Here is a 24,202-nt window from a genome sequence, read left to right as displayed (position 1 = left end):
CTTATTTATTCAAATTGAACATATCTTCTATCGAGACCATAAACGTTTTGCAATGTGATAAATCAATTGAATATGACACATTAGTAACACCTATTGGTAAGTTTTTTGAAGTTAATTTAGGAAATTCTTCGGTTGCAATGTATGCTAATTCCTCATGTACAAAAAAGTTGTTTTTATCATAATCTTCGCTTATTACACCACTCTCTACGAGCAAATCATTGAATTTCACTGCTAAAGATGGTGCTCGATCAATTAGCTGTTCATTTATAGTTTCAATAATCCATTGAAGCGATTTACCTACTGAATCATTTACTTCAATCTTTAATACGTATAGAAACAATGTTTCTATAACTGGATTAAGTTCTAATTGTTTTTCATTCGAAATTTTAATTTCGTCTCTAATTTTAGGTGCAACTGTTTTAATCTCAATTCCGATATTCTTACTTACAAAATCTATTCGATTTTTTAACGGACCTTTCCAATTTTCAATAATTAAAGGTGGCTCTTGAGAAAAAAATTCAAGCCATCTATTAATGTAATAAAGCTCACCAAATAGTCCCATTTCCTCTTCAAGTGTCAATTGGGCATCCCATTTTTTCTTAAAGAAATTATGCCAACGATCTAAAACTTCATATACTATTGTATATAACGGTAGCTCTTCCTCATTTAAAATATGATCCACTAAATTTTGTAGCACTCGTTCAAAAATCTCTTCACTGTCCTCTACATTCTGAGAAACCACTAAAAAATTTTTATCTTTTAGTGGTCCAATTCGTGAAAAGTATTCTTGCCCTATGTTAACACCTCTCCATTTCGGGAAAGACTTCAATTGATCTTCATCCCAATCTTCATCTGTAATATCTATATAAATACGTCGTTGAAAATTTAGTAAGTCAATCCCAATTAATACAAATGGTTTTTGAAAGTATAATGGATCTAAGCGGTAAATATCATTTGACTCCTCATTTTTTGACTGCTCGATCAGCAACTTAAATCTTTCTGAGATATTAATCAACAGAACCATCCTTTCCAACTGTATTATTGTAAATATAAACCCCTTCTTTCTTAATTCGTTCTATTGGATCGAGGTCTTCACCTGGAACTTTTATTATATCTGGAAATGAGAATGCCAGCCCTATAGGCACTAGATTTTCATTGAAATCGATATTCAATTTCTTAAATGGTTTTACTTGTGGATGTAAGGGATAAATCAAAAGAAGCGGATTTTCGTTCATCCTTAACTTTATATTTTCTCTTTTATCTTTAGTTCGATTTTCAAAATCAATAAACTCTTGGTTAGCTGCAACAATAGCACCCAGGTCTACAATACCTATCCCTTTGCTTTTATCCTGATCAATACTACGAACAACAGCACTTTCAATCGATAATTTCCCTAAACTAACTTTCCAAGGAGTAATTCCATTATCAATAGCCTTCTGTTTGTTCAATGTATCCTGTGTTATATCTACTACAGCGATATTAAATTTTTCTAACAGGTTTTCTTTATTCATTTTACTAATATAATCTGCGATTTTTTTGCTATTAACTATTCTTGCTGAAGAAATAGTTTTATATTTTTTCAAAAAATCGATAACAACTTCACTAGGAACATCTTTAGCAATATGGTACTTGGTCATTTTATTAATCGTTTTAAAATCTTGTTCAACATTATTGATGAGCTGAACCGTAGCCTCCATATTCTTTTTATAAAATTCCTTGTTTTTTTCAAAGCTACGTGTTTGTTGCATGGTTCCGGTGTATGTTATAGGAGACTCAGCCGTACCCATTTTTGCTGGACTCGTAACTGTCATTGTTTTATGTGATAACATTTTTATTGCATATTCTTCTGGTGTCACATCATACTCAACCATTTTTTCAAATTCTTCTCTTAACTCACTCATGACAACGGCAAGATATTCAAAATTCTCTGCAATTTCTTCACTAGTGTAAATACGGCATAAGTCCATATAGCCGGTACGAAAGCCAAACCAACGTCCCATCTGCATTAATGTGTCATACATAGAACTACTACGATAATAGTAGGAAATTGTCAAACCTTCCAATGTTAAACCACGTGATAATTTATTCCCTCCAATTGCAATTACGTACAATCCATTTTCTATGTATTTATCATACTCAAGAGCATCTTCACTCTCCCCGTTAATTTCCATCACTTCAACCTTGCCTGCTACAACCTTGATTTGTTTATAGATTTCTTCCCAAGCAATGCTACTGAATTGTTGTGACGAATTGAAATTATTTTGTACTTCTAAAAAATCATCCTCATACAATTTTTGAAGTTTACTTATATATTCACTTTTCGAGTTATAAATTAAGTCATTGGATAATTTTTTATAGAACTGATTAATAACACTGCACATAGAGTTTTGAACATCAGTAAGTCTTGATGTATGGATTAGCATTGATTTATGGTCGCTAGTTTGACCTCTTATATTTCTAATAGCATTTGAAAGTAAAAAGGCTAATATAGCTTCCTGCATAGATTTGGGAACTTCCATAAATAACCCCGCATCATCTTTTGTTCTCATACTATCTAAAATAGCGATATCTTCTGAGCTTAAGTGCCTTATAAACATCGGTTTATTATCTTCTTTATAACCGGTTGTATTGAAATATTCATCTGGTCCACAGTAACCCTCAGGTTTAGGTAATGCGCTAACAAAATCTTTTGGATAGAGATCTTTCCCTACATCGATATGGTTTGCATCTGCTTTGATTAGTAGATTAGCGAATGGCGTAGCTGTATATCCGACATAGGATTTTTGATTAAACAAACTTAGAAGTTCTCTGATTAGCTGATTAATTTTGCTAGGATCATCAGTATGTTTTCCAGACGAATCAACACTAGCTTGATCTGCCTCATCATCTATGATTAATACTGGTGGACTCATTTGTGAAAGGTTAATACTTTTGCTTAACAATTCTATTAATTTAGGTAGCACATCTTTTTGTTTTTTTACTACAAGTAGAATTGGCTTATCTAAATTTTTAATACCGATTGCATTATTAGTAGATATGTCATCTTGCACGGTAGTCCAGGTCTCTATTTGTGTCCCCCCCGTTTTAACTAATGCCACCCCTTTTTTTTCACCAGTGATTATATCGACATTACCGACAACTTCTCTTTCTAAACGCAACTGCGTTTGAGCACGTAAATCATTGTGCATACCTGCTAACACAATTACTAATTTGTACCCTATATCAAATGCTTTATTAATTAGGCCTGTAAAGTTAGCTGTCTTCCCTGATTGTACATATCCTAATACTAGCCCACGCTTATCGAAGTTTTTATTACTTTTGGGATCTCCGATGCTCTTCAAGATTTCATTTGTCGTCAAATCTATACTGTCAATCGTCGGTTTAGACCAGTACTTAAACTCTTTCAAGTATTTTTCATAACGCGGCCAAAAATATGAATAGCTAGGATGTGTATTCTCAAACCATGGTTCATTTTCATTACTTCTCATAGTGTAAGCTTTACGCACATTTATATTGTCATACTTTAAATACGTTTCTAAGGCTAAACTTTCTAGCTCACTTTTGTCCATTGTGCCGTAAATCTTTATAATTTGACCCTCTGCAGCATCAATTGCTTTTTGAATCGGATTATCAAAACCTGAGTTCTTAAAGGCGGTGTATAAGTTATCAACAACACCAAAATATTCACGTCTAATATCTTGAATCATTCTTTATCACTTCTTTCTCAATTATAGTTTTAATTATATGAATCTCTATACCTTCAAAACCAGCCATCATAGAAATTGTTTCTGCCACTTTTTCAATATCTAATTCTATGCCCGTGCTAAATAAAATTTCCGCATAATCAATTACTAATTTCTTTGATTTGTCATCAATTTGTTGTCCTTCTTTTTTCACCATATTCCAAGTCTTTAAGAGGTTATTAGGTGAGCCTAATTCGACTAGTTTAAGATATACATTAATCTTTCTTCTTAAATCATGATCAACAGCCTTAAGAATTTGGGTTAGTATAGGGTGTGTCTTATTTAAAATATATGTACTATTAATATCATCAGTTGCAAATTCCCAAGTATTTAAAGTCCCTTTGATTTTTTCTCCTGACCGATTAGCTTTTGTGCGATACAACATTATTTCCTGTGAAATCTGTCTATAATATTTTGCTATCGCTTGTAAATCTTCTTTGGCATCATCAGGAACAGAAACTGTGGATTTTTTAACATCAATTTTCCAGTCGTCATCAGCCTCATTTGAAAATTCAATTTTAATTCTGACTAATTCTGAGGAAACATCCTTTGGAAACATACCGAACCAATCACCAAAACTAACCATTCTGTTTTCCCTATAAATATAAAAGCCTTGTTGATCGCGCCATCCTTTTACGCCACCTGCATATTTATAATCAGTTTGATTAAAAGTAGTCGGATGAGGTAATACATAGGGAGTAACTCTAACTAACTTTTTATTCACTCTTATACTTTGCTCCTCCCCTTCAATACGTCTTGGGTTCCCTTCTAGAAATGGACTCCAAGATTGTAAATTATTTTCATTAATTGTAATTGATAATCCTTTTTCTAACATAACATGAAAAACCATTTCTAAATATATCTGTATGCGCTTGACTTTGGAATAATAGCTTTCTTGTCTCAAAACTTTATGAGTACCGGAGCCAGAAAATCGGTCTAGTTTATCTATAAAAACAATAGTTCCGCTATTCCCTAGTACTTGTCCTATTTTTTTTCTAATGTCACTTGGAATTGACTTATACAGTAGCCATTCATTCTTATCACTGACATAATCTAAATCCCAACAACGCTCAGAAATTATTTCATCTTTTTTTGAAATGACACACAATCGTTTCCCCATTGAAAACGAGGCAGTTTTCAATCCCATTCCAAAACGCCCAAGCTCTTCTTTAGCCCTTTTGTCTCTAGGATCCTTTGAGCCAATCGTCATTGCTTGTTGCAATTCTGCATCTGTCATACCTATTCCATTATCCTCTATTTTTATAAAACCATTCCCTAAATCATATTCAAATTCAATGTGAATACTGTCGGCTTTTGCATCAATAGTATTATCCACAATATCAGCAATTGCAGTTTGTGCATTATAACCAATATTTCTAAGAGCTTGAATTACAGGTGCTGCAGACGGTTGTGTATTAATTGTAGACATTATTTCCACCTAGCTTTTTTACTCTTATATTACTCTAATAAAATTATAAAGTAAAAACAGTTAACTTCTACATCGAAAGAATGATATAGTCTTACGACAGAAACCCAAATCATACCCATAAATATCATCATTTTGTTCCAAGATTCCACAACGAGTAGCTGATGTCATCTCATCAGGTGAAGCAAGAACAACCACATCCCTGTTAGTGAGTATAACTGATATAAAGAAACCCAATAGAGGATACTTTTTTCAAAGTACTCTCTATTGGGCCTCAGTTTATGAAGGCTATGCAGTTTACATATTTTATGGAGTTGAAATTGTCTCCCTCGGTTTTATAATATCAGCTAGTAGCTCTATCTCAGATATCCCTATATATTTTAGCACTTGTTCCGCAACTGCTCTCCCCAAAAGAGGGGGAACAGCATTTCCAATCTGCTGATACTGTGAATCTTTAGTTCCCTCAAAAATAAAATAATCAGGAAAAGACTGAATTCTCGCAGCTTCCCTAATACTGATAGCTCGTATTTTCCGTGGATGTATCCACATTGATTTTCTTACGTTCAATACAGTTCCAGAAGGCTTGTCATAATGAAGACGTTGGTAAACTGTATTCTGTGTTCTCCCTGGATTAGAATATGTTTGCTTATATGATTCATCTAGATCATGAAAGTTTTGTCCTGGTTCTAACATTTTAAATCTATCAAGTGCTGTCTGTCTTGTTTCAGTCATAATATGGTTTCTTACTGTATCTACACTGCCGCTCAAGTATTGTATCAAAGGATTAGTTTTTTTAGATAACGACTTCTCAAGCGGACTGTCTGCATCCATAATTGTATACGGGGTCAATTCCTCAAGATCTTCAATAGCGTCTTTTACTGTGTAAAATTGATCCGGATTGTGTATGATTGGATTAGGTAATTCAACATTTTGCTCTAAGACAAACTTACTCTTAACACCAATTAAAAATAATCTTTCTCGAAGCTGTGGCACACCAAAATTCGCCGCGTTTAGAATGAGATGATTTTCATTTAGAACATACCCTAGCTCTCTAAATTTAGCAACTAAATAATCTAAAACTCCATATGTCTGCACTTGAATATATACAACTTTATTTATAGTTACTATATTTTTTATCTCAATATTATTTGTTATGATTTCATTCGTTCTCATCAAAATTCTCTGAACTTCTATTATTTCTTTTAGATAACTGATGATTAAATCTGTATCTGATTGATCTAGACCTTTATTTTGTATTTGTTCCCGAAGTAATCTCCATTTTTCCATATATCTAGCGGACCATAATTCTTGATGTAGCTCTTCCCATCTAAAGAACATTTTCTCTAGTTCAATTTCCACTTTCACCAAATAGGTACTAAGGTCTTTCTCTTTTCTTCCAAGTTGTCTTAATCTTAAAAAAACATTTTTGTCCTTTAATATATAATTAGATAGATCAGCCTTTTCTAAAATTTTCTCCTTTAGAAACACTATTAATTCTTCTGTTAATTCTGTTTCTTTCCCTATAGCAATTTTTTCTTCAATAAGATTCAATTCTAGATTCTCTACCAAATTTTTATCTTCTAATGAATAAAAAAATTTATGCTTAGCAGATTTCATAGATTTTACGTTCTCCATTACAAAGGCATCAGGATTTAGCATTTCAATTGTTTTTACATATTCTTTGACTAACTGATTATTAGTTGAAATTAATTCTGTCTTTTGTCGGTTCGCATTTGAAAAACCTTGACATGGCGGTCCCCCAAAAACAATATCCACACGATCTCGTCCAAATTTATTACATTCACTCATTATTTGTTCTAACGAGTTGTTTTTATCGTCATTAAGACTTATAATATCATTGAAAATCTTCACACCTTTATGGTTTCTCTCATAAGTTTTCTTCGCATATTTATTATTTTCTACTGCGGCAACAATTTGTACTTGTCCTGTTTGTAAAAATCCCAAACTTAAGCCTCCAGCCCCGGAGAACAAATCAACTGCTAAAAGTTTATCATTCCTCATAATTTATCTCGCTCCTTGCCTACGAACATTCGTTCCTTATATAAGCAGCTTAACATCTCTCTAGAAAACTTTCAAGGATACGAGTCGTAAAATCATAAAAACTTATATAAAGATAATTTTTAAGAAAGCATATTAACTATGGAATCTCACATATCCTTCTTCATTCTAAATTATAGAACCTTTACTTTTTCCCCAATTACTTTAAAAACATTTTTTCCACACAAAATATTCCAGATGAATTCATATATCAAGTTACAACTATTCCCTTGCTGCATAGTAAATTATCAAGCAGTATCAGAATATTGAAACCTTCTTTCTCTTCTCCCTATAGTTGGTAAAGTTCTCTCCTTCCTTAGGTGAAAAAAAATCCCCCACTAGTCAAAAGTATTCAATTCATTTCACTGTCTACCGTGAGGGCATAAACTCTTGGGGTTAGTTGCTTGTCTATAACACACCCTTATATACCAACATCGCCACCGACTCCACATGCACCGTATGCGGGAACATGTCCACCGGCGTGACCTCAACCGTCCGATAGCCACCATCCTCAAGTACACGCAGATCACGTGCCAACGTACTCGGATTACAACTCACGTACACCACTCGCTCCGGCTTCATCTCCAGAATCGTTTCCAGCAAACGCGGATCACACCCCTTACGCGGTGGATCGACGACGATGACGTCTGCTTCAATACCTTGTTCTTTCCAGCGTGGAATAACATCCTCGGATGCACCCACTTCAAACTTCACGTTCTTCATCTCGTTTAACATGGCGTTACTACGCGCATCCTCGATTGCTTCAGGCACGATCTCTACCCCGTACACCTGATCCGCATGTTGCGCGAGGAAAAGAGAGATCGTACCGATGCCGCAATAAGCATCAATTACAGTTTCTTTGCCGCTCAGTCCAGCGTACTCTACCGTTTTGCCATACAGTACTTCCGTCTGCACCGGATTCACCTGATAGAACGAACGCGCAGAGATCGCAAACTGAACATCACCGATATAATCGTAGATTACATCACGGCCCCATAGAACGCGGGTCTCATCGCCAAAGATGACGTTGGTCTGTTTCTTGTTCACGTTCTGGCAGATACTCGCTATATGCGGAATCGCTTCACGGATACTGCCAATCCATTCGTCTTTGTACGGAATGTCTCGACCATTCGTAACCAGAACAAGCATCATCTCGCCTGTACGGAACGCCTTCTTTACGACTACATGACGCAGCAAGCCGCGACCTGTCTCTTCGTTGTACGCGCTAATTCCAAAATGGCTGCCGATCTCCTTAACCTTCGCAACCACTTCGTCATTGTGCTCATGCTGAATGAGACAGCTCTCCATATCAATGATCCGGTGACTTCCTTTAGCGTAAAAACCACCTACCAAACCACCCTCGGCAGCTCCAATCGGCACCTGTGCCTTATTCCGATAGCGCCATGGCTCGTCCATGCCCATCGTAGGAAGAACACGAATGCCTTGCTCCGTATCTTCTGCATCCTCCACCATCACGTTCAACTTGCCAATCCGTTGCAAATTATCGATCACCAACTGGCGTTTCCACGCAAGCTGTCCGGCATAGCTCATATGCTGGATCTGGCAGCCGCCGCACTGATCGTAGATCGGGCATGGCGCGGACACACGATCCGCGCTTGCTTTCACGATCTCCAGCAGTTTGGCATAGCCATACTGCTTCTTGGTTTTCATCACACGCACACGCACGGTTTCACCCGGAAGCGCCCCCTGCACGAAGAGCGTGTATCCATTCGCACGACCTACACCCTCACCGTCATGGTTCATACCAATGATGTCGATGATGGTCTCTTCATTTTTGCTAACGGGCAGTCCTTCGATTGGTGTAGATTCACGCGCTCTCCCCTTTGGACGAACGGCAGAAAGAGATGCGCCTTGTGGTCGCACCTCTTTTCCCTGCTGACGTGTAGATGGACGAGATGATTGACTTGGCTGACGGGACGCTGAAGCGTTCCCTTGCCCCTGAAAGGCAGCCGAATTCCGGCGGTTTTTTCCACGACCGCTGCGGTTCGTATTAGACAACGTACATTCACTTCTTTCTTCTTATATAGTATCACATCAAAAATAACGTTCCGAATTTCTAATGAACTTCAGAAACGTTATATCATCCTAAGATGGTGTTTTCCGACCTTTTCCGGTCACTTTCTCCAAAATAACGATGCTGAGATTCGTTAGATTCGTAGCTTCGAAAATTTCGCCACATTAAAGCTTTCTGAGTTCGTTAAGCTAAGCGCATGGTGACCACATGAGATTATACGCGATCCCACCATACACAGCAACTGGAAAATGCACTTCCATCTCGCCTTACGGCAGAGCTGAATCCAACTCTCCTCACCACTTATGCGATGCTGTGCAACAACCACTGCGGCATTGACGCTTTCCGCAAGGGACCACATTCTCCGCCAAGTGCCAAGTTTAACGATACAGCATCAGATGATGACGCAAATTCGTAAATGTAGCTGGCAGCGTGCCGCCCAACTCTCCATCGAGGTTCAGTTGCACATAGCCTGGTGACGTAACTTCCATATGACTCGTCTGGAAATGAACCACTTTTTTGTCGTTCAGATGCTCCCCACGCAGCGCAAGCGTTACGAGGCGGATCATATCAGCCAAATTACATTTCCTCACGCAAATGACATCGAACAGACCATCATCAATGGTTGCACCTGGAGCCAACTTCTCGAAACCTCCGACCGAATTGGTATTGGCGATGAGGAATAACATGAATTCATCATGAATCTCTTCCTGACCGTCGGCACGAATAATCAGCTCCTGTGGAGACAGGCTCGCCATTTTCTCAATACCCTTCATATAATAGGCCAGTTGCCCAATCATCGTTTTCAGACGACTTGGTACTTCATAGGTCAGTTCAGTCAATGATCCGCCACCGGCGATGTTGATAAAATATTTATCATTCGCTTTGCCCAGATCGAGCGGGCGAAGCTGCTGGTTAATGACCAGATCCACGTAATCTTCCCACTGTCTCGGAATGCCGAGTGCACGTGCAAAATCATTCGTCGTCCCCAAAGGAAAAACACCTAGCGGAGGACGGTTCTCCCGCTCGGCCATACCGTTAATGACTTCGTACAATGTGCCATCGCCACCAGCAGCAATAATCATGTCATAGCCGCGCTCAATCGCGAGTTCGGCTTCCCGGGTTGCGTCACCTTCACCCGTTGTTGCGTGACATGAAGCTTCAATGCCACCTTGATCCAAACGCTGCAAAATATCAGCCAGACGTTTCTTCATTTCTTCCCGGCCTGAGGTCGGATTATATATTAAGCGAGCTTTTTTCATCTCATACGCCACCTATTCCACATTATCCATGAGTCTAAACGACCTCATATTCTTACGTTGCATCAGTCCACAAAAGGGCATATTTTTTACACAATAATGAACTTCCGTTAATGCTGCTCTAATCTTTCGTCTTACCTATATCTATGCATCAGGAATTCCGTCTCATTCCAAAGCCTTTAACTCCTATCATATCATCAAATGTAAAGATGTCCTAGCCTGTAATGTATAAGTATATTTTTTCATATCCGTACCCGCTAATCTGCCTATTACCCAATAAACCTCTCATACCTATCTTGAATCTGTCCCACTACCTTTTCTGTAAAATAGTCTCATTAATCAACCATTCTGCCCGCTTGGGCAGGAATTAGTCTTCGGTACTTTCATATTATTATGACATAGATATGCTACAAATTTACAAATCTTAAGATGAAAAGATAAATAAAACAAACCTTTTTCTACTATAGTCTTAGTGCACCCTCAACCCCGCACCACATCATACCCATGAAGGAGAGCTGTGAATGAAAAAATTCGTGTTAACACTCATGGTTGCGCTTATGGCCTGTGTTCCTTGGGTCACCGTTATTGAAGCGGCAGAAATTAATCATGATCAGGTTGTCGGATTCCAGGAAGTCACACCAGTCACCGTAACGCAACAAGCAGCCAAGCTTTTTCAACCTTTTCTGAAAGTCTATCATGGATGCGTGCCTTTCCCCGCTGTGGATCAACAGGGCAATACCAGCGCTGGCTTGAACACTTCCGGGTCATCGAATGGAAACTGTAGCTCAAGTACAGGCCAGGTCTACTCCCGTTCCGCCTGGCACAATGGAGTATGGGCGATCATGTATTCGTGGTATTTTCCCAAAGACTCCCCTTCCTCTGGACTCGGCCATCGTCATGATTGGGAAGGAATCGTCGTGTGGGTCGATAATCCGGCAGCGGCCAATCCCCAAATCCTCTCCATCGCGTATTCCGGTCACGGCCAGTTCACCAACGTCACACCAAGCAACAGCAACACACAAGGTAACCATCCGTTGATTTCCTATAATAGTACCTGGCCGCTGAACCATGAGCTTGGCGTTACCAGCGCTGTTGGTGGTACTCAGCCTTTAATCGGATGGGACGATCTGACTTCTGCAGCACGAAATGCACTCAACACGACAAACTTCGGTAGCGCTAACGTGCCTTTCAACGATAACAATTTCACCAATAATTTAAACAAAGCCTGGTTTAGATAAAAAAATCCCCTTCAAGTGAACAGCTCACTTGAGGGGGATTTTCATATGAGGCTATAGTGAATCGATAGCTTACCTTTCAGCTCTGTCTTCTTATCGTTTCTTCAGCCAACCTCAAAATCCGATTTTTCTGCCTGCACGCAGCTGTTTATACCAGAAATACACGGTGCAACCCACACAATAACCCAGCAGGGCCGCACTTGCAGCCGCGAGAAGCATGACGGAAAATACATAACCTGCGACTACCCAGCCGAGCGAGAACGAGATGAGTGCCAGAGACAGGAAGAGCACGGCCAAAATATTGTTGAATCGCTGCAGCTCCACCGCCTGCGTCTCTGTCCCTTTACCAGTCAGCACGGCTTTGCCAATCTGTACGAACAGATTCAATTTGCCACTGGAAGCCAGACCAACTACCTGAATGCTCCACAGCGCTCCCAAAACTACAATTGGATTGAACACAAACGAGAGTAAAACAAACAATACAATACCGACCTGATTTGCTTTCACATAGCGCATGGGCACTTCCCGCATCCGTATATCTCCTTATCCCCATTTTATTAGTTGGTTTAATTGTAGTCGGTATTGGGGCAATGAGCAACACTTCATTTAAGGGGAGTAAAATCTCTTTTCAATACATCCCAATGGGGAGTTGGAATGCCTGTTGTCTTTTTCCAATCATTAAATGCATTATTCAACGCTTCAATCTCTCCAAAAGAACCCGCAATCAGCTTATGAATTGGAAGCACACTATAGATCTTCAACAGAAGGTACAACATGCGTTTATGTTTACGAATCAATCTGCCTTGAATCTCTGGTATAACCGAAATACCCATAGCCTCCAGTACGCTGATACCCTCATCCATCGCCTCAATCATATGCACAAGTTCCCGCTTGTTGCCATCCAGTTTTTTCAACTCATACTGCTCATTAAAACTCACTGCATTAAGCATTAGAATGGGGATGATATGGCTTTTCAGCCAGGCATCAATATCGCTTAAATAATTTAACTTGTATTTCACACGTTGGAAAGCCTGATCCAGCAAAGGTTTAAAGCCTATCTCGCCGTCCAGACTGCCGATCACCATTTGTGCGCTACCTCCACCGATGGATAACATGCGGTCCTTATTACGCCTACCTCCACTCACATGGAATCCGAACGCAACCTGTTTTCCCATCGGACTATGCTCTTCCAGATAGGTCTGCATGCTTCGTGCATCTGCGTTGTTTCCCACGATCACAATATTGTTGCTCTGATTCTCTGCCAGAATAGGTAACACGGAAGGAAAATCGTTATATTTCATTACAACAAAAATGAGATCATATTGGTCATTTACCTCCAACGTTCTGGCTACCCGAACCGGATCAACAGTCGTTTTGAATTGGAAAACATGCCGGATAACGATTCCATCCTTCTCCAGCTCCTCTGCCCGCTTCCCTCTAGCCAGGATAGTTACATCATTGCCACCGCGCACCAGAACTTGCGCCAGTTGACTGCCCAAAACACCTGCACCATACACTAATATCTTCATTGGCTATCCCTCTATTTCATATTTTATCAATATTCGTTGCTTTATGAACATTTGTTGATAAAATAAGAGTATCAAAGCAACTGGCGTGCTTCAATCGCTAAAATATCCGTTTTTGTTGAATAATCAACGAATGATTCCTTATTGTTGAAAACCATTATAGGAGGGGCCATGGACAGACGAGTACTCAAGACACGAAAGGCAATAATCGAAGCTTTTGTGGAGTTATTGACGGAAGAAGAGTTTGAGCAAATTACGATAAATGAGATTGCTGATCGAGCCAATGTTAACCGGGGAACGATCTATTTGCATTATGCAGACAAGTTCGACCTATTGGATCAATGCATTGAGACCTATTTGCAGCAGTTATTGGATGCCTGCATGATCGAAACCTCTACTACAACACCCGTTACGGCCAAGGATGCGCTGCTCAGAACTTTCCGTTATCTGGAACAGCATGCCTCTACCTATACCACACTTCTAACCAAAAAAGGTATTCCGGCATTCCGTAGTAAGTTGATGGAATTGTTGGTCCAGGGAGTGGAGGAACAAATGGATGCCTGTGGCATTCAGGAGGGTATGAAAAAAGAGATTACCATACAGTTCCTTGCTTCCGCTGCAGTCGGTCTTCTGGAGTGGTGGATTATGAATTCCATGCCTTATCCGGCCGAGGAGATCGTTGACCAATTAATAGATTTACTGGAGCTACATCTGCAATTGCACGCACCCATTAATGGATAACCTAATCCGCGTTCCAGTGATCTACAACAAACAAAAACCACGTCCTTCGACGTGGTTTGATTGTTTATGAAGCTATGGAGTTCAAATCAATTGATGCGACATTTCCGCGAACAATGCGTTCACACAACTGCGCCAAAGCGATCACTTCAAGAAGAAGCTTCAACTTCATTACATCTTTCCAGCAAAATCTGGATCTGACGCTCCAACCACTGCCCAAGCAATGGATGTGGCAACAGTGTCTCACCGCTGTACACATAGTTCAGTTCCTGTAGCCGATCCGGAATAACGTTTCTCGTGAAGTAACCGGCACTCAAAAACAGCGGCGCCACAATGACTCGGTTCCCCCGCTCTTCGCTCCAGTACTTCACTTTGTCGTGTACACTCTCTGGATTCAGTAATGCATAATCCGTATGGGCTACGCCACTAACTTCCTGCACACGCTCTGCAAGGGAAGAAATTCCCGCTTCCCAACGCTCACGAAATCCATCATGAATACTACCGTGTCCCACCAGCAGAATCGTTTCCTGCTCCGGTTGCTGCGAGAGCGTTCGGACTTTGTCCCACACCATCACGGCAATATCCGGATCATTATCCACTGGATAACCAAAGTAAACCCGCGCTGTGACCTGGAACGGTTCCAGATCTGTTTCCCGCTCAGGTGCTTCCTTTGCACCAATGGCAAATTCAATTTCATCCACATGTGTACTTCCAGATGAAACGAATAAAGGTACAACCAGAATATCGGTTACGCCTTGCGCTTCCAGTCGGTCGATACCGTCCTGGATCAGGCGTCCTTCCACCAATTCAAGAAATCCGGCTTCAACCGGCAACGGGCGGGGCAGATTCAACCGGGAGATCGCGTCATCGACGGATTCCACCCAGGTCTGCTCCTGAGAACCGTGACTGATGATGAGTACACCCGGCTTCTTCATGTTAGCGTCCCAGGCGTTCCAGCGTCATTTTATAACCATCATTGCCGTAATTCAGGCAGCGTTTGACACGTGAAATCGTGGCAGTACTCGCACCCGTCTCAGCTTCAATCTGGTTATAGGTATTGCCTTTGCCCAACATACGAGCCACTTCCAGCCGCTGTGACATGGATTGGATCTCGTTTACGGTGCAGAGGTCATCAAAGAAGACATAACACTCTTCAATATCTTTTAGAGTCAAAATAGCCTCAAATAGTTGTTCAATGCTTTTATCATTTAGCTTTTTCAGCTGCATTTCATCATCATCCCCTAGCGGTTACTGTGTACCTACATTGTACTCACCCTGAGTTGGTATTTCAAGCGTTACCGATTTCACGCACTACAGAATAAAAATACATGTTACCGCTTACAAAAGGTACTATTGTCCTCCCCTCGCGCACATCTAGCGAAATTATCGCGCTATATCCCAATTTTCACCTGTATATTTCCGATTACTTATGTAGGAATTCAATCAACCTAAATGTTACAATTTTGTGTCTAAACTGCATTTTCCTGTATGGATACCTCCCAGCATGTCTACGCGCCCAAATCCGCAAATATCCCGTTTTCCGTGATACCCGCCTACGCCGTCTCTCCGCGAATGACATACAGTATAGCAAAAGGGAGTTCCAGTAGGGTCTATGATGTTCATCTGTCATGTAACTCATGGAACGCAATTCCGAAATCCAACATAGAAGGAACGTGATCGTTCATGCCACAGCATTATTATCACCGCCAGCCAGCACAAGGGCAGCGTCCGTCTTCTCATGCTCATCGGCAGGCACATACTTCTGCCTATATGCCGCCCGGTGTGGTTCCGCGGTCTTTGAATGAAACTCAGATCCAACCGATGTATCCTGGCGTAGAGCCTCATTACCCGGGCTTCGGTGAAGTCGAAGCATCAGCCATCGTACCCTATGGGCAAGGTGTCCCTGGCGGGAACTTTTATGGAGGTGGAGCCCAGGTGGTCCCCCCAGCTCCGGTACAGGCGCCTGCTTCAACAGGCGGTTCCGGCTTTTCTTTAGCTAACATTGGTGAGTTAAAAGGAATGATCGACCGCTTCGGCGGGATTGATGGAATCATGAGTGGAATAGGCAAAATGCAGAAGGTCGTCGGCGGCATCCAGCAGATGGCTCCGATGATGAAGCTCGTTATGGGCATTCTGCCTTTTGGAAAAGGAAAAAGTAATAGCAGCGCGGCTGATGCAGACTATGAAGAATATACGCCGCCCCGGAAACGTACACGCAAACGCCGGAACAAACCAACGAGTGTTCCACGTCGTCGCAACACGACGCCAACTCGTCGCAAATCCAATTCCACGAAGCGTCGTCCCAAAAGTCGCAAAGGTTAAACCCATCCAGGCACCCCCTTATAGAAGGTGGGTGCCTTAACTCTTTTCATCAATATACATAGAAAATTCAGGAACTTATGTTCTTATTCCTGTCATTTGAGGTATACTGGATAGTAACTAAAGGAGGCGGACCATGGAACTTTTCAAAGACAAATACACTCCCGCATTAATCGGTCGGACTGGTGAATTGTTGCGTCAATTCTACCCGAAGCTGGATACCCAGCAATTTCATGAATTAGTATTCGCTGAAGGCTGGGAACAGTTGGAATTCAAAGCACGGATTCGTCGAATCACACTCGCTTTGACTCAAGTGCTGCCTGATAATTATGAAGAAGCATTACATATCATCGAACAAGCTGCCCCCCATATGAGAGGCGTTGAATATCTGTTTGTACCGGATTTTATCGAAGTGAACGGACTTGACCCAGAAGATTACGAGCTATCCATGAAGTATCTGACCGTCTTCACACCTTATTCCAGCTCCGAGTTCGCGGTACGCCCGTTTATTGATCGTTATCCGATCCAAACCATGAAACATATGATGGCGTGGGCAGATAGCAACAACGAGCATATTCGCAGACTTGCCAGTGAAGGTAGTCGGCCCCGTTTGCCATGGGGAGCTAAACTCCAAGGATTCATCACCGATCCAACACCTGTACTGCCAATTCTTCATGCGTTAAAAGCCGACGAGTCCCTCTATGTTCGGAAAAGTGTGGCCAATCATCTGAATGACATCTCCAAAGATCACCCTGAACTGGTGATGGATCTAGCCACGACCTGGTACGGACAACATACACACACGGACTGGATTGTCCGGCATGCCAGCAGGTCATTACTGAAGAAAGGACATCGCAAAGCGCTAAGTCTTTTTAGTTACAAAGAGCAGGATGCGATTCACATTGAGCAGCTTCAGCTTGCCCAGGATACGATTGCTATTGGCGAGGATCTTCATTTTTCATTTGATGTGGTCAATGAGAGTGGCGAGTCACAGATGCTGAGAATTGAGTATGAGATGGGTTATATGAAGGCGAACGGCAAGCAGGCTCCCAAACGATTCAAATGCTCCGATAAAATGTATCCCACAGGTAGAACCAAGGTAGCCACCAAACAATCGTTCAAAGTCATTACCACGAGAAAATATTACGCCGGACTGCATACGCTAACCATTATTGTGAATGGAAAAGAAGCAACAACGACTTCCTTTGTTCTTGAACTGGAGTAAAAGGAAGTCATCATAAGTTATACACAGCTTATTCCAGCGAAACACTTATACACATGTGGATACAATAATTTTATTCCTCAAGTTCTTCTATAGAAGAATCAGAAAGGCCACCTGGCCAACATCATCTCCTGACAGATATTACTGCCTGAGATCATGGCCCAGTGGCCTTCTCTTATGTAGTTCAAACTGCAATTCCCCTTACCCACCCTCACCGCTATCCAAAGACCTGCATATGGTCGTAACAATTAGAAAGATACACGATACATCCATGCTGCGCATTCTTGTAACAATATTGGGCTAAATGATGATGTGGGTTAGACATGGCCCAGCGTCTACCAGGTTTCCAACTTCCCGTTGGTGGGTTATGCTCGCTTCATTTGGATAGGGTTACCGACGCAGTTTTATTCCTCGATTAAGTCTATGGTCCAGTTCTTCTCCTGAATTTTAAAATCCAGTTCCCGGTAGGATTTCGAAAGGCTATCCACTTTATGTTGAATATCTGCTATGTTCACGGTTCGCTCATACTTCACTTCAGAACGACTGTACCGATCCTGGCGAATGGACGCATTCTGCAAAACTTCGTTAAAGGATGCTCTTTCTTGCATGATTCCATCCCGCTCTGCAAGGGCATCAGCAAGCGTAACTCCAGCAGTGAAGTCAGTCTGCGCATTGGTCTTATTAATTTTCTTAACCAATACCGTCAGGCTCCGGATCGTGTTCTCCAGGTCGATCATAAGCAACTGCGGGTCCTCTGCTGGCTGTTCACCTTCCTGAACTTTGACTACGCGTTCCAGACGTTGCTTGAGCTGAGCTATCTTCTTCTGCTCATCTGCACGCAGTACAAGAGCCTCTGCCAATCTCATCGTATCCCATCCTTCCACAATGATATGTATGGATAATTCATCCAGATTCTATTCACATATCGTTATATTTTACCTGTGGATACACGTTATTACAAGTTTATGTTACTAACATCTAATTACATTCGTTCTCACTTAAACCAGCCCCGTTTTACAAACCAGGCCACCATGCTTCCGCCAAGCACAAACATTAACAACAGCACCGCGCCATACCCAAACTTCCATTGAAGCTCAGGCATATAAGCAAAGTTCATGCCATAGATTCCCGCGATCAGCGTGAGGGGCATAAACACCGTCGTAATCACCGTGAGTGTCTTCATGATCTGATTCATCCGGTTGGAGTTCAGGGAAATATAACTGTCGCGCAGGTCAGCGGTCATTTCCCGATCGGCTTCGATCATATCCGTCAGCTTCAACAAATGGTCGTAGATATCGGTAAAATAAGCCGTATGTTCGCCCGTTCGCTGCACATGCTGGGAATTGACCACCCGATAGAGCAGATCCCGCATCGGTACAACCGTTCGTCTGAGCTTCAGCAATCGACTGCGCAGGTCAAACACCTGGTTCATCAGGTCTTCAACCGACTCTTGTCCACCGCGGTTCTCCAGCTCAGCCAGTTCATCCTCAATGGCAAATAGAGACGGGAAATAATGATCGACCAGCTTGTCCATCACCGTATACGCTGCTGCCACCGGACCTCTCGCCCAGATGGTTCGTTCATGTGCATGATGCAACAACCGTTCCCACGCTTCATCCACTTCCTCCAATACACCATGATGAAAGGAAACAAGGAAGTTCGCTCCGAGAAACAAGTCAACTTCCTCGGCTTCCAATGTGGATGGATTCAGTGCATGCAGCACAAGAAACTGCAAATTTTCATAATAATCGAGCTTCGGCCGCTGCAACACATGCAGACAGTCCTCTATAGCTAAGGGGTGAAAATGAAAATATGTATCCAGCAAACGGCTTTCCTCTTCCGTTGGCTGGTTAAAATCCGCCCATACCCAGGCGTAATCATTCAGGTCCAGCTGTGTAAGTGGTACGTTAACGGAGACTTGATGCTCTCGTGTAATGGCGAGTGTACGAATCATAAATTAGACCACGTCCTTGTCCTGTATCTTTACGTCATTGTACAACTTTAACCATAGGCACGTCTGCCAACGTAGCCAAAATATCCACAAACACATTCAAACTCGACAACAAAAAAAGCCAACCCTGTTGGCTTCTCTCATTTCCCTATCCACAGTTCCCTGTATCCACAGGAATATCTTCTTTTGGTTTATCATTCCACGGATGGCTATCCACATATCCAGCCTGTCCACACGTTCATGCACAGGCGTCTCTTGATTTTGGTTGTATAATTGTCCACATATCCCGATATTCACACAGTTATGAACAGTTTGTCTGGTAACCCCGAATTCGTTCGGGATAACTTCTCTTTTTAGAAAATGATCCAGTACAGCAATCCTGCCAGTCCAGCAGTAATTGGAATTGTAATGAACCACGTAATAATGATACGTCCAGCAAGTCCCCACTTCACAGCAGAGAAACGTTTCGCGGAACCCACACCCAGAATAGCTGATGTGATCGCGTGCGTTGTACTCACTGGAAGGTGAAGCAACGTTGCTGTGAAAATAACGGAAGCAGCTGACAGATCGGCGGCGAATCCGTTAATCGGTTCAATTTTAAAGATTTTGGTACCCATTGTTTTGATGATTTTCCAACCACCAATGGATGTACCCAGAGCCATCGCGGTTGCTGCTGAGATTTTAACCCACAGCGGCACTTCCAGATGATCTTGTACACCTGCTGCTACCAAAGCAAACGTAATAATACCCATCGCTTTCTGTGCATCATTCGTACCATGTGTGAAAGCTTGCAGTGCTGCCGTGAAAATCTGTACTGTACGGAAACCTTTATTCACGTTATGCGGACTGCGTTTGGCAAAAATGTATTTGAGAATCGTCATGACCACATAACCGATGGCAAATGCGATTAGAGGTGATAATAGCAAACCTCCGACAATATCAATGAACCCGCTCCACTTCACTTTGTCAGAACCAGCGCCAACGAGCACGGCACCTGCAAGGGCTCCGATCAGTGCGTGTGATGAAGAAGACGGAATACCAAACCACCATGTAACCAGGTTCCAGATAATCGCAGCGATTAAGGTGACTATGACGACCTCGATCCCGTTATCCAGCGTGGTGGGGTCGGTTACACTCCCCCCGATCGTCTTCGCAACGCCTGTAAACATCATCGCACCGACAAAGTTCATTACCGCTGCCAAAAGGATCGCACGACGTGGCGTCAGTGCCCGTGTCGATACTGAAGTGGCAATGGCATTGGCCGTGTCGTGAAAACCGTTGATGAAGTCAAACGCCAGTGCAAGGAAGACGACTATACCTAATACCCAAATCGTTGTTTCCATTATTCTCTGGCTCCTTAAGAATTACGCATGATGATGGATTCGAGCACATTTGCTACGTGTTCACAAGCATCCGTTGTTGTCTCAAGACGTTCGTAAATTTCCTTACGTTTGATCAATTCAATCGGATCAGGAACGGTAGCGAAAAGGTTCTTGATACACATGCGCAACACTTCATCACCCTGATTTTCCAGATCGTTCAATCGAATCGTGTACTCGCGAATCGCCAGCAATTTTTTCTGAGACAGCAAATGAATGGCCTTCTGAATTTCGTAAGCCGATTGGCGCAAAATTTCAGCAAATTGCACGATATATTCGTCAGGATCCGTCAGTTGGTACATATAGAAACGGGAAGCCGTTGCTTCGAGTCCGTCCAATACGTCATCAAGTGTTGTTGTCAGCTCCATAATATCATCGCGTTCGATCGGCGTGATAAACGTTTTGTTGAGTTCCGTAATGATTGTGTGAACATAGTCATCACATTGGGACTCGTATTTCTTCATTTCATTGGCAAAAAGAGTCACATCCTGAAGGTTGGAAACATGCTGGGAGAAATAATCTGCCGCTTGAACAACCGTATCTGCCATGTTCTCCAGTGTCTCAAAAAATATATCCTTCTTCTTCTTAAGCTTCATAGCCCTATCCCCTTTACGGAAAAAATTGCCGATAACCGATGAAACATGAAATGACAACCTTTGATATCTTATCATATTTGTTTCATGGTTTGTACAAAAGGTGCGATCCTTTTTTATATTCTTATCACATTAATCTGAAATGAATCTTAATTATTTGGAATAATGGCAAATTCAAGTCGAGATTTTACACTGCGTTTACAATTCGACATCAAAAATCAGATTCGACACCATTCTGCTTTTCACGCAAAGGTAAAATATCATGTCTTTGGGACGACAAAATGTATACTTGTTTCATCGTTTTCTTTCATTGCATACAACTTTATTGAACAGCCAGCTTCACATGACTCGCAAATTCCGGTTGATTCGGAACAATGCTGATAAAGGTTTTGCCAGGTACAAGAGCCACTTCACTGCCGTCCCGAACAAAACGGATAATATCCCCCTGCTTCTTCACCCACTGTCCACGAATCATCTTGCCCTTCTGAAACAGCATGGCTTCCCCGCCCTGATCCAAATTAACGGACAACCGGCCTACACTATCGAGCACTTTGTGATCTGCACCTGCAACAATGATATTCGTTGCACCAAGCGGATTCCCGTTATCCAGATCCTGATCTGCCTTGCCATTCACCATTCTCATATATCGTCCGCTAACTTCATCATAATCATACGTCACCCGGTAACTATCCAATAAATAATGGATATCGAATTGCTTCACCGTCTCTCCTGCTGATGTCGCACCCTCTTCGTTATAGATGTATACCGGAGACTTGAAGTCATGACTGTATCCCTTGATATCTGCCCCTTCTCTTAGCTTGTCCGCTGAGGTATACAGATTATGTGGAGCTTTACGATCAGAGGAACGCCAGAAATAAGGCCCGCCATTCGATATTTCATCCATATGCTGTTTCTGCTGCCTTTGCAAAATGGAATAAGCCTCTGGACTACCTCCGGCATGAACCAGTACACCATCATAACTTTCGCCCAGCTCAATCAGGTATGGACGTATGCTGCGTACCGGTCCGACCGTCTCCGCACCGCCTTCACTCTGGAAGATGGCTATAAAACGGGTAATGCCTCCCTCTGCGAGGACCTCTAAAATGATATCGGCTGAACTCAGACCCGATTGGGGCCGAGCTGCTGGAGCATTATTAATCATCACGGCGAGTGGTCGACGCGTAATCGCTTCATCTACAGGCAGACCTGTCAGTGGTGCTGTGTAAAGAGACGTGCTTGGCTCCTCCACATTCTGTTCTTCTTGCACAGGTGCTGGGGTCGGTTCTGGCTGAAGTGGCATCTGGGCTACCTCCTGGTTTTGGCAGGCAACAAGACTCAATGCAAGAATACACAGGGATGCAGCCGATGCTGCTTTGTTCCATTTAAAAAGCTTCAATATAGGACCTCCTGAACGATATGGCCTGGTTCTAAGTTGTGATATATGTCTCATGTAGGCAACCATTTCACGTATTTCTTTCCATTTAATCACACACCATCTGATTTGTCTGCGCCCAGAAGGCCTTGATACAGCGTGAAATTCGCATTTGAAACAGCATATCGCCAGAAAAATATGTCCTAAATGTGAACTTCTCAAACCTTACTTAAAATTTGAACTAGATTGTGATTTTAATCACAAACAAAACGACTTTTGAACTATACAATAAAGACATCAAAGGTGATCACTTAGAAAAACAAAAACAACACACACTAAATTCCATGAAGGAGTGGTTCATATGTTCAGCTTCAACCAATGGCTTAGAGAAAACAAAGTAGCAATGTGGATTTTGACAGTACTTCGGGTGTATATCGGTTACGATTGGATGACTCACGGATGGAGCAAATTGACCGGCGGATTCCAAGCTGGCGGGTTCCTCGCTGGGGCAGTCGGCAAAGCAACGGGTGAAAACCCTACAGTTCAAGCATGGTGGGGAACATTCCTTGAGAAATTCGCTGTACCAAACGCAGGATTGTTCGACTTCATCATCCCGCTGGGTGAATTCCTTGTAGGTGTAGGACTCTTACTCGGATGCTTCACAACACTGGCTGCACTGATGGCTCTCGTGATGAACTTCGCGTTCCTCTTCTCGGGTACAGTAAGCACGAACGCTCAACTGGTTCTGATGCAAATCTTCCTGGTTGTTGCTGGTGCAAATGCTGGTAAAATCGGTCTGGATCACTGGGTACTGCCTTACCTTCGCGGATTGATCACTCGCAACAAAGGGAATCATCCTAAAGACACACCAACGATTAGCCCGACTCAAAAAACAGCTTAAGCAATAGCAATCATTCATCAAATTTTCAGCCCTACTCTCCATCCCCCGGAGAGCAGGGCTTTTTGCTTTCCAAGATTAGCCCGGATGACCCCGCCTGACTTGCCCTGTCACAGAAAAACGTATTATGATGAACATAAAGTTGAACTTCAAAGGAGTACACGATATGCCGACCCAGCGCCGTCTTGAGACCGATGCGGACTTTCAGGAAGCCATGAATATGAAGCATAAGGTTCGAGTTTTTAAAGATAATCACCAGATTGACTCCGGTGGCATCATTATCCGTTTTGACAGCAATACCGTGGTTGTCCAATCCAGTGTCAGTGAACTCGCTTATCATTCGCGTACAGACTGTGAATTGTTCGAAATCCGCAAATAAGGGCCCCCATTGCACAAATAAATTAGACCTGGTATCGAAAAAGGTTCCTGTAGCCCATCAAGCGGGTACAGA

At 42.1% G+C, this 24,202-nt stretch carries 21 protein-coding genes; 6 read left to right on the top strand and 15 right to left on the bottom strand.

Going from position 1 to position 24,202, the window contains the following annotated elements; all coding sequences use genetic code 11:
* Position 1: 1 nt before the first annotated feature.
* From NYE45_RS03915 to NYE45_RS03890, 6 genes are all read right to left on the bottom strand, one after another.
* A complete protein-coding gene (locus NYE45_RS03915; protein WP_340015669.1) occupies positions 2 to 1,024 on the bottom strand; it encodes a PD-(D/E)XK motif protein in 1,023 nt (340 codons plus the stop codon).
* Positions 1,008 to 3,707 carry a Z1 domain-containing protein gene (locus tag NYE45_RS03910; RefSeq protein ID WP_340015667.1) on the bottom strand — a complete coding sequence of 900 codons (2,700 nt, stop codon included), beginning with the start codon at positions 3,705 to 3,707 and terminating at the stop codon, positions 1,008 to 1,010. Before NYE45_RS03910 ends, NYE45_RS03915 begins: the two co-directional genes overlap by 17 nt.
* Positions 3,691 to 5,172, bottom strand: coding sequence for an ATP-binding protein (locus tag NYE45_RS03905; RefSeq protein WP_340015665.1), 1,482 nt, complete (start codon positions 5,170 to 5,172; stop codon positions 3,691 to 3,693). Before NYE45_RS03905 ends, NYE45_RS03910 begins: the two co-directional genes overlap by 17 nt.
* Before the next feature lie 303 nt (positions 5,173 to 5,475).
* Positions 5,476 to 7,191, bottom strand: a complete 1,716-nt coding sequence (locus tag NYE45_RS03900; protein WP_340015663.1) for a DNA cytosine methyltransferase — start codon at positions 7,189 to 7,191, stop codon at positions 5,476 to 5,478.
* A 444-nt stretch (positions 7,192 to 7,635) separates the two neighbouring features.
* Complete coding sequence (gene rlmD, locus NYE45_RS03895; RefSeq protein ID WP_340015661.1) at positions 7,636 to 9,246, bottom strand: 23S rRNA (uracil(1939)-C(5))-methyltransferase RlmD; 1,611 nt, start codon at positions 9,244 to 9,246, stop codon at positions 7,636 to 7,638.
* A gap of 393 nt (positions 9,247 to 9,639) precedes the next feature.
* On the bottom strand, positions 9,640 to 10,521 hold the full coding sequence (locus NYE45_RS03890; RefSeq protein ID WP_047840512.1) for a diacylglycerol kinase: 882 nt from the start codon (positions 10,519 to 10,521) through the stop codon (positions 9,640 to 9,642).
* Between the two features lie 518 nt (positions 10,522 to 11,039).
* Here NYE45_RS03890 and NYE45_RS03885 point away from each other — a divergent pair.
* A complete protein-coding gene (locus NYE45_RS03885) occupies positions 11,040 to 11,756 on the top strand; it encodes an NPP1 family protein (protein ID WP_340015659.1) in 717 nt (238 codons plus the stop codon).
* A 111-nt stretch (positions 11,757 to 11,867) separates the two neighbouring features.
* Here NYE45_RS03885 and NYE45_RS03880 read toward each other — a convergent pair whose 3' ends face one another.
* Entirely contained in the window at positions 11,868 to 12,284 is a 417-nt protein-coding gene (locus tag NYE45_RS03880; RefSeq protein WP_340015658.1) for a DUF4395 domain-containing protein, read from the bottom strand.
* Positions 12,285 to 12,355: 71 nt separating this feature from the next.
* Entirely contained in the window at positions 12,356 to 13,282 is a 927-nt protein-coding gene (locus NYE45_RS03875; protein ID WP_340015656.1) for a 2-dehydropantoate 2-reductase N-terminal domain-containing protein, read from the bottom strand.
* A gap of 168 nt (positions 13,283 to 13,450) precedes the next feature.
* On the opposite strand from NYE45_RS03875, the gene NYE45_RS03870 reads away from it, so the two are divergent.
* Positions 13,451 to 14,020, top strand: coding sequence for a TetR/AcrR family transcriptional regulator (locus NYE45_RS03870; protein ID WP_340015654.1), 570 nt, complete (start codon positions 13,451 to 13,453; stop codon positions 14,018 to 14,020).
* 146 nt (positions 14,021 to 14,166) lie between these two features.
* Here NYE45_RS03870 and NYE45_RS03865 read toward each other — a convergent pair whose 3' ends face one another.
* Positions 14,167 to 14,952 carry a CbiX/SirB N-terminal domain-containing protein gene (locus tag NYE45_RS03865; protein WP_340015653.1) on the bottom strand — a complete coding sequence of 262 codons (786 nt, stop codon included), beginning with the start codon at positions 14,950 to 14,952 and terminating at the stop codon, positions 14,167 to 14,169.
* 1 nt (position 14,953) lies between these two features.
* The gene (locus NYE45_RS03860) at positions 14,954 to 15,244 is read right to left on the bottom strand and encodes a YerC/YecD family TrpR-related protein (protein WP_017690665.1); all 291 of its coding nucleotides are present in this window, start codon (positions 15,242 to 15,244) and stop codon (positions 14,954 to 14,956) included.
* A gap of 456 nt (positions 15,245 to 15,700) precedes the next feature.
* Between NYE45_RS03860 and NYE45_RS03855 the strand changes: the two genes are divergently transcribed.
* Positions 15,701 to 16,339 carry a tyrosine protein kinase gene (locus NYE45_RS03855; RefSeq protein ID WP_340015651.1) on the top strand — a complete coding sequence of 213 codons (639 nt, stop codon included), beginning with the start codon at positions 15,701 to 15,703 and terminating at the stop codon, positions 16,337 to 16,339.
* Positions 16,340 to 16,472: 133 nt separating this feature from the next.
* Complete coding sequence (locus NYE45_RS03850) at positions 16,473 to 17,561, top strand: DNA alkylation repair protein (RefSeq protein ID WP_340015649.1); 1,089 nt, start codon at positions 16,473 to 16,475, stop codon at positions 17,559 to 17,561.
* Positions 17,562 to 17,962: 401 nt separating this feature from the next.
* On the opposite strand, the gene NYE45_RS03845 is transcribed toward NYE45_RS03850, so the two are convergent.
* The 5 genes from NYE45_RS03845 to NYE45_RS03825 form a co-directional block, all read right to left on the bottom strand.
* Positions 17,963 to 18,424 (bottom strand): DIP1984 family protein, encoded by a 462-nt coding sequence (locus NYE45_RS03845; protein WP_036606052.1) that lies wholly within the window; start codon positions 18,422 to 18,424, stop codon positions 17,963 to 17,965.
* A 128-nt stretch (positions 18,425 to 18,552) separates the two neighbouring features.
* Positions 18,553 to 19,512, bottom strand: coding sequence for a magnesium/cobalt transporter CorA (gene corA, locus NYE45_RS03840; RefSeq protein ID WP_076333421.1), 960 nt, complete (start codon positions 19,510 to 19,512; stop codon positions 18,553 to 18,555).
* Between the two features lie 350 nt (positions 19,513 to 19,862).
* Positions 19,863 to 20,852 (bottom strand): inorganic phosphate transporter, encoded by a 990-nt coding sequence (locus NYE45_RS03835; RefSeq protein ID WP_062836232.1) that lies wholly within the window; start codon positions 20,850 to 20,852, stop codon positions 19,863 to 19,865.
* Between the two features lie 14 nt (positions 20,853 to 20,866).
* Positions 20,867 to 21,484, bottom strand: coding sequence for a DUF47 family protein (locus tag NYE45_RS03830; protein ID WP_062836231.1), 618 nt, complete (start codon positions 21,482 to 21,484; stop codon positions 20,867 to 20,869).
* Between the two features lie 319 nt (positions 21,485 to 21,803).
* Entirely contained in the window at positions 21,804 to 22,877 is a 1,074-nt protein-coding gene (locus NYE45_RS03825; protein WP_340015648.1) for a DUF3048 domain-containing protein, read from the bottom strand.
* Positions 22,878 to 23,214: 337 nt separating this feature from the next.
* Between NYE45_RS03825 and NYE45_RS03820 the strand changes: the two genes are divergently transcribed.
* Positions 23,215 to 23,754, top strand: a complete 540-nt coding sequence (locus NYE45_RS03820) for a DoxX family protein (RefSeq protein WP_062836230.1) — start codon at positions 23,215 to 23,217, stop codon at positions 23,752 to 23,754.
* A 163-nt stretch (positions 23,755 to 23,917) separates the two neighbouring features.
* Positions 23,918 to 24,130, top strand: coding sequence for a hypothetical protein (locus tag NYE45_RS03815; protein WP_145152891.1), 213 nt, complete (start codon positions 23,918 to 23,920; stop codon positions 24,128 to 24,130).
* The last annotated feature ends 72 nt before the right edge of the window (positions 24,131 to 24,202 follow it).

The organism is Paenibacillus sp. FSL K6-1318 (assembly GCF_037976905.1).
Classification (GTDB): Bacteria; Bacillota; Bacilli; order Paenibacillales; family Paenibacillaceae; genus Paenibacillus; species Paenibacillus amylolyticus_A.
Note: the sequence above shows the minus strand (reverse complement) of the source record. Positions and strands in the feature narration are given on the sequence as shown.

Coding starts and splice junctions, on each gene's coding strand:
- NYE45_RS03915 (WP_340015669.1), bottom strand. CDS start 1,024: ATGGTTCTGTTGATTAATATCTCAGAAAGATTTAAGTTGCTGATCGAG.
- NYE45_RS03910 (WP_340015667.1), bottom strand. CDS start 3,707: ATGATTCAAGATATTAGACGTGAATATTTTGGTGTTGTTGATAACTTA.
- NYE45_RS03905 (WP_340015665.1), bottom strand. CDS start 5,172: ATGTCTACAATTAATACACAACCGTCTGCAGCACCTGTAATTCAAGCT.
- NYE45_RS03900 (WP_340015663.1), bottom strand. CDS start 7,191: ATGAGGAATGATAAACTTTTAGCAGTTGATTTGTTCTCCGGGGCTGGA.
- NYE45_RS03890 (WP_047840512.1), bottom strand. CDS start 10,521: ATGAAAAAAGCTCGCTTAATATATAATCCGACCTCAGGCCGGGAAGAA.
- NYE45_RS03885 (WP_340015659.1), top strand. CDS start 11,040: ATGAAAAAATTCGTGTTAACACTCATGGTTGCGCTTATGGCCTGTGTT.
- NYE45_RS03880 (WP_340015658.1), bottom strand. CDS start 12,284: ATGCGGGAAGTGCCCATGCGCTATGTGAAAGCAAATCAGGTCGGTATT.
- NYE45_RS03875 (WP_340015656.1), bottom strand. CDS start 13,282: ATGAAGATATTAGTGTATGGTGCAGGTGTTTTGGGCAGTCAACTGGCG.
- NYE45_RS03870 (WP_340015654.1), top strand. CDS start 13,451: ATGGACAGACGAGTACTCAAGACACGAAAGGCAATAATCGAAGCTTTT.
- NYE45_RS03865 (WP_340015653.1), bottom strand. CDS start 14,952: ATGAAGAAGCCGGGTGTACTCATCATCAGTCACGGTTCTCAGGAGCAG.
- NYE45_RS03860 (WP_017690665.1), bottom strand. CDS start 15,244: ATGCAGCTGAAAAAGCTAAATGATAAAAGCATTGAACAACTATTTGAG.
- NYE45_RS03855 (WP_340015651.1), top strand. CDS start 15,701: ATGCCACAGCATTATTATCACCGCCAGCCAGCACAAGGGCAGCGTCCG.
- NYE45_RS03850 (WP_340015649.1), top strand. CDS start 16,473: ATGGAACTTTTCAAAGACAAATACACTCCCGCATTAATCGGTCGGACT.
- NYE45_RS03845 (WP_036606052.1), bottom strand. CDS start 18,424: ATGAGATTGGCAGAGGCTCTTGTACTGCGTGCAGATGAGCAGAAGAAG.
- corA (WP_076333421.1), bottom strand. CDS start 19,512: ATGATTCGTACACTCGCCATTACACGAGAGCATCAAGTCTCCGTTAAC.
- NYE45_RS03835 (WP_062836232.1), bottom strand. CDS start 20,852: ATGGAAACAACGATTTGGGTATTAGGTATAGTCGTCTTCCTTGCACTG.
- NYE45_RS03830 (WP_062836231.1), bottom strand. CDS start 21,484: ATGAAGCTTAAGAAGAAGAAGGATATATTTTTTGAGACACTGGAGAAC.
- NYE45_RS03820 (WP_062836230.1), top strand. CDS start 23,215: ATGTTCAGCTTCAACCAATGGCTTAGAGAAAACAAAGTAGCAATGTGG.
- NYE45_RS03815 (WP_145152891.1), top strand. CDS start 23,918: ATGCCGACCCAGCGCCGTCTTGAGACCGATGCGGACTTTCAGGAAGCC.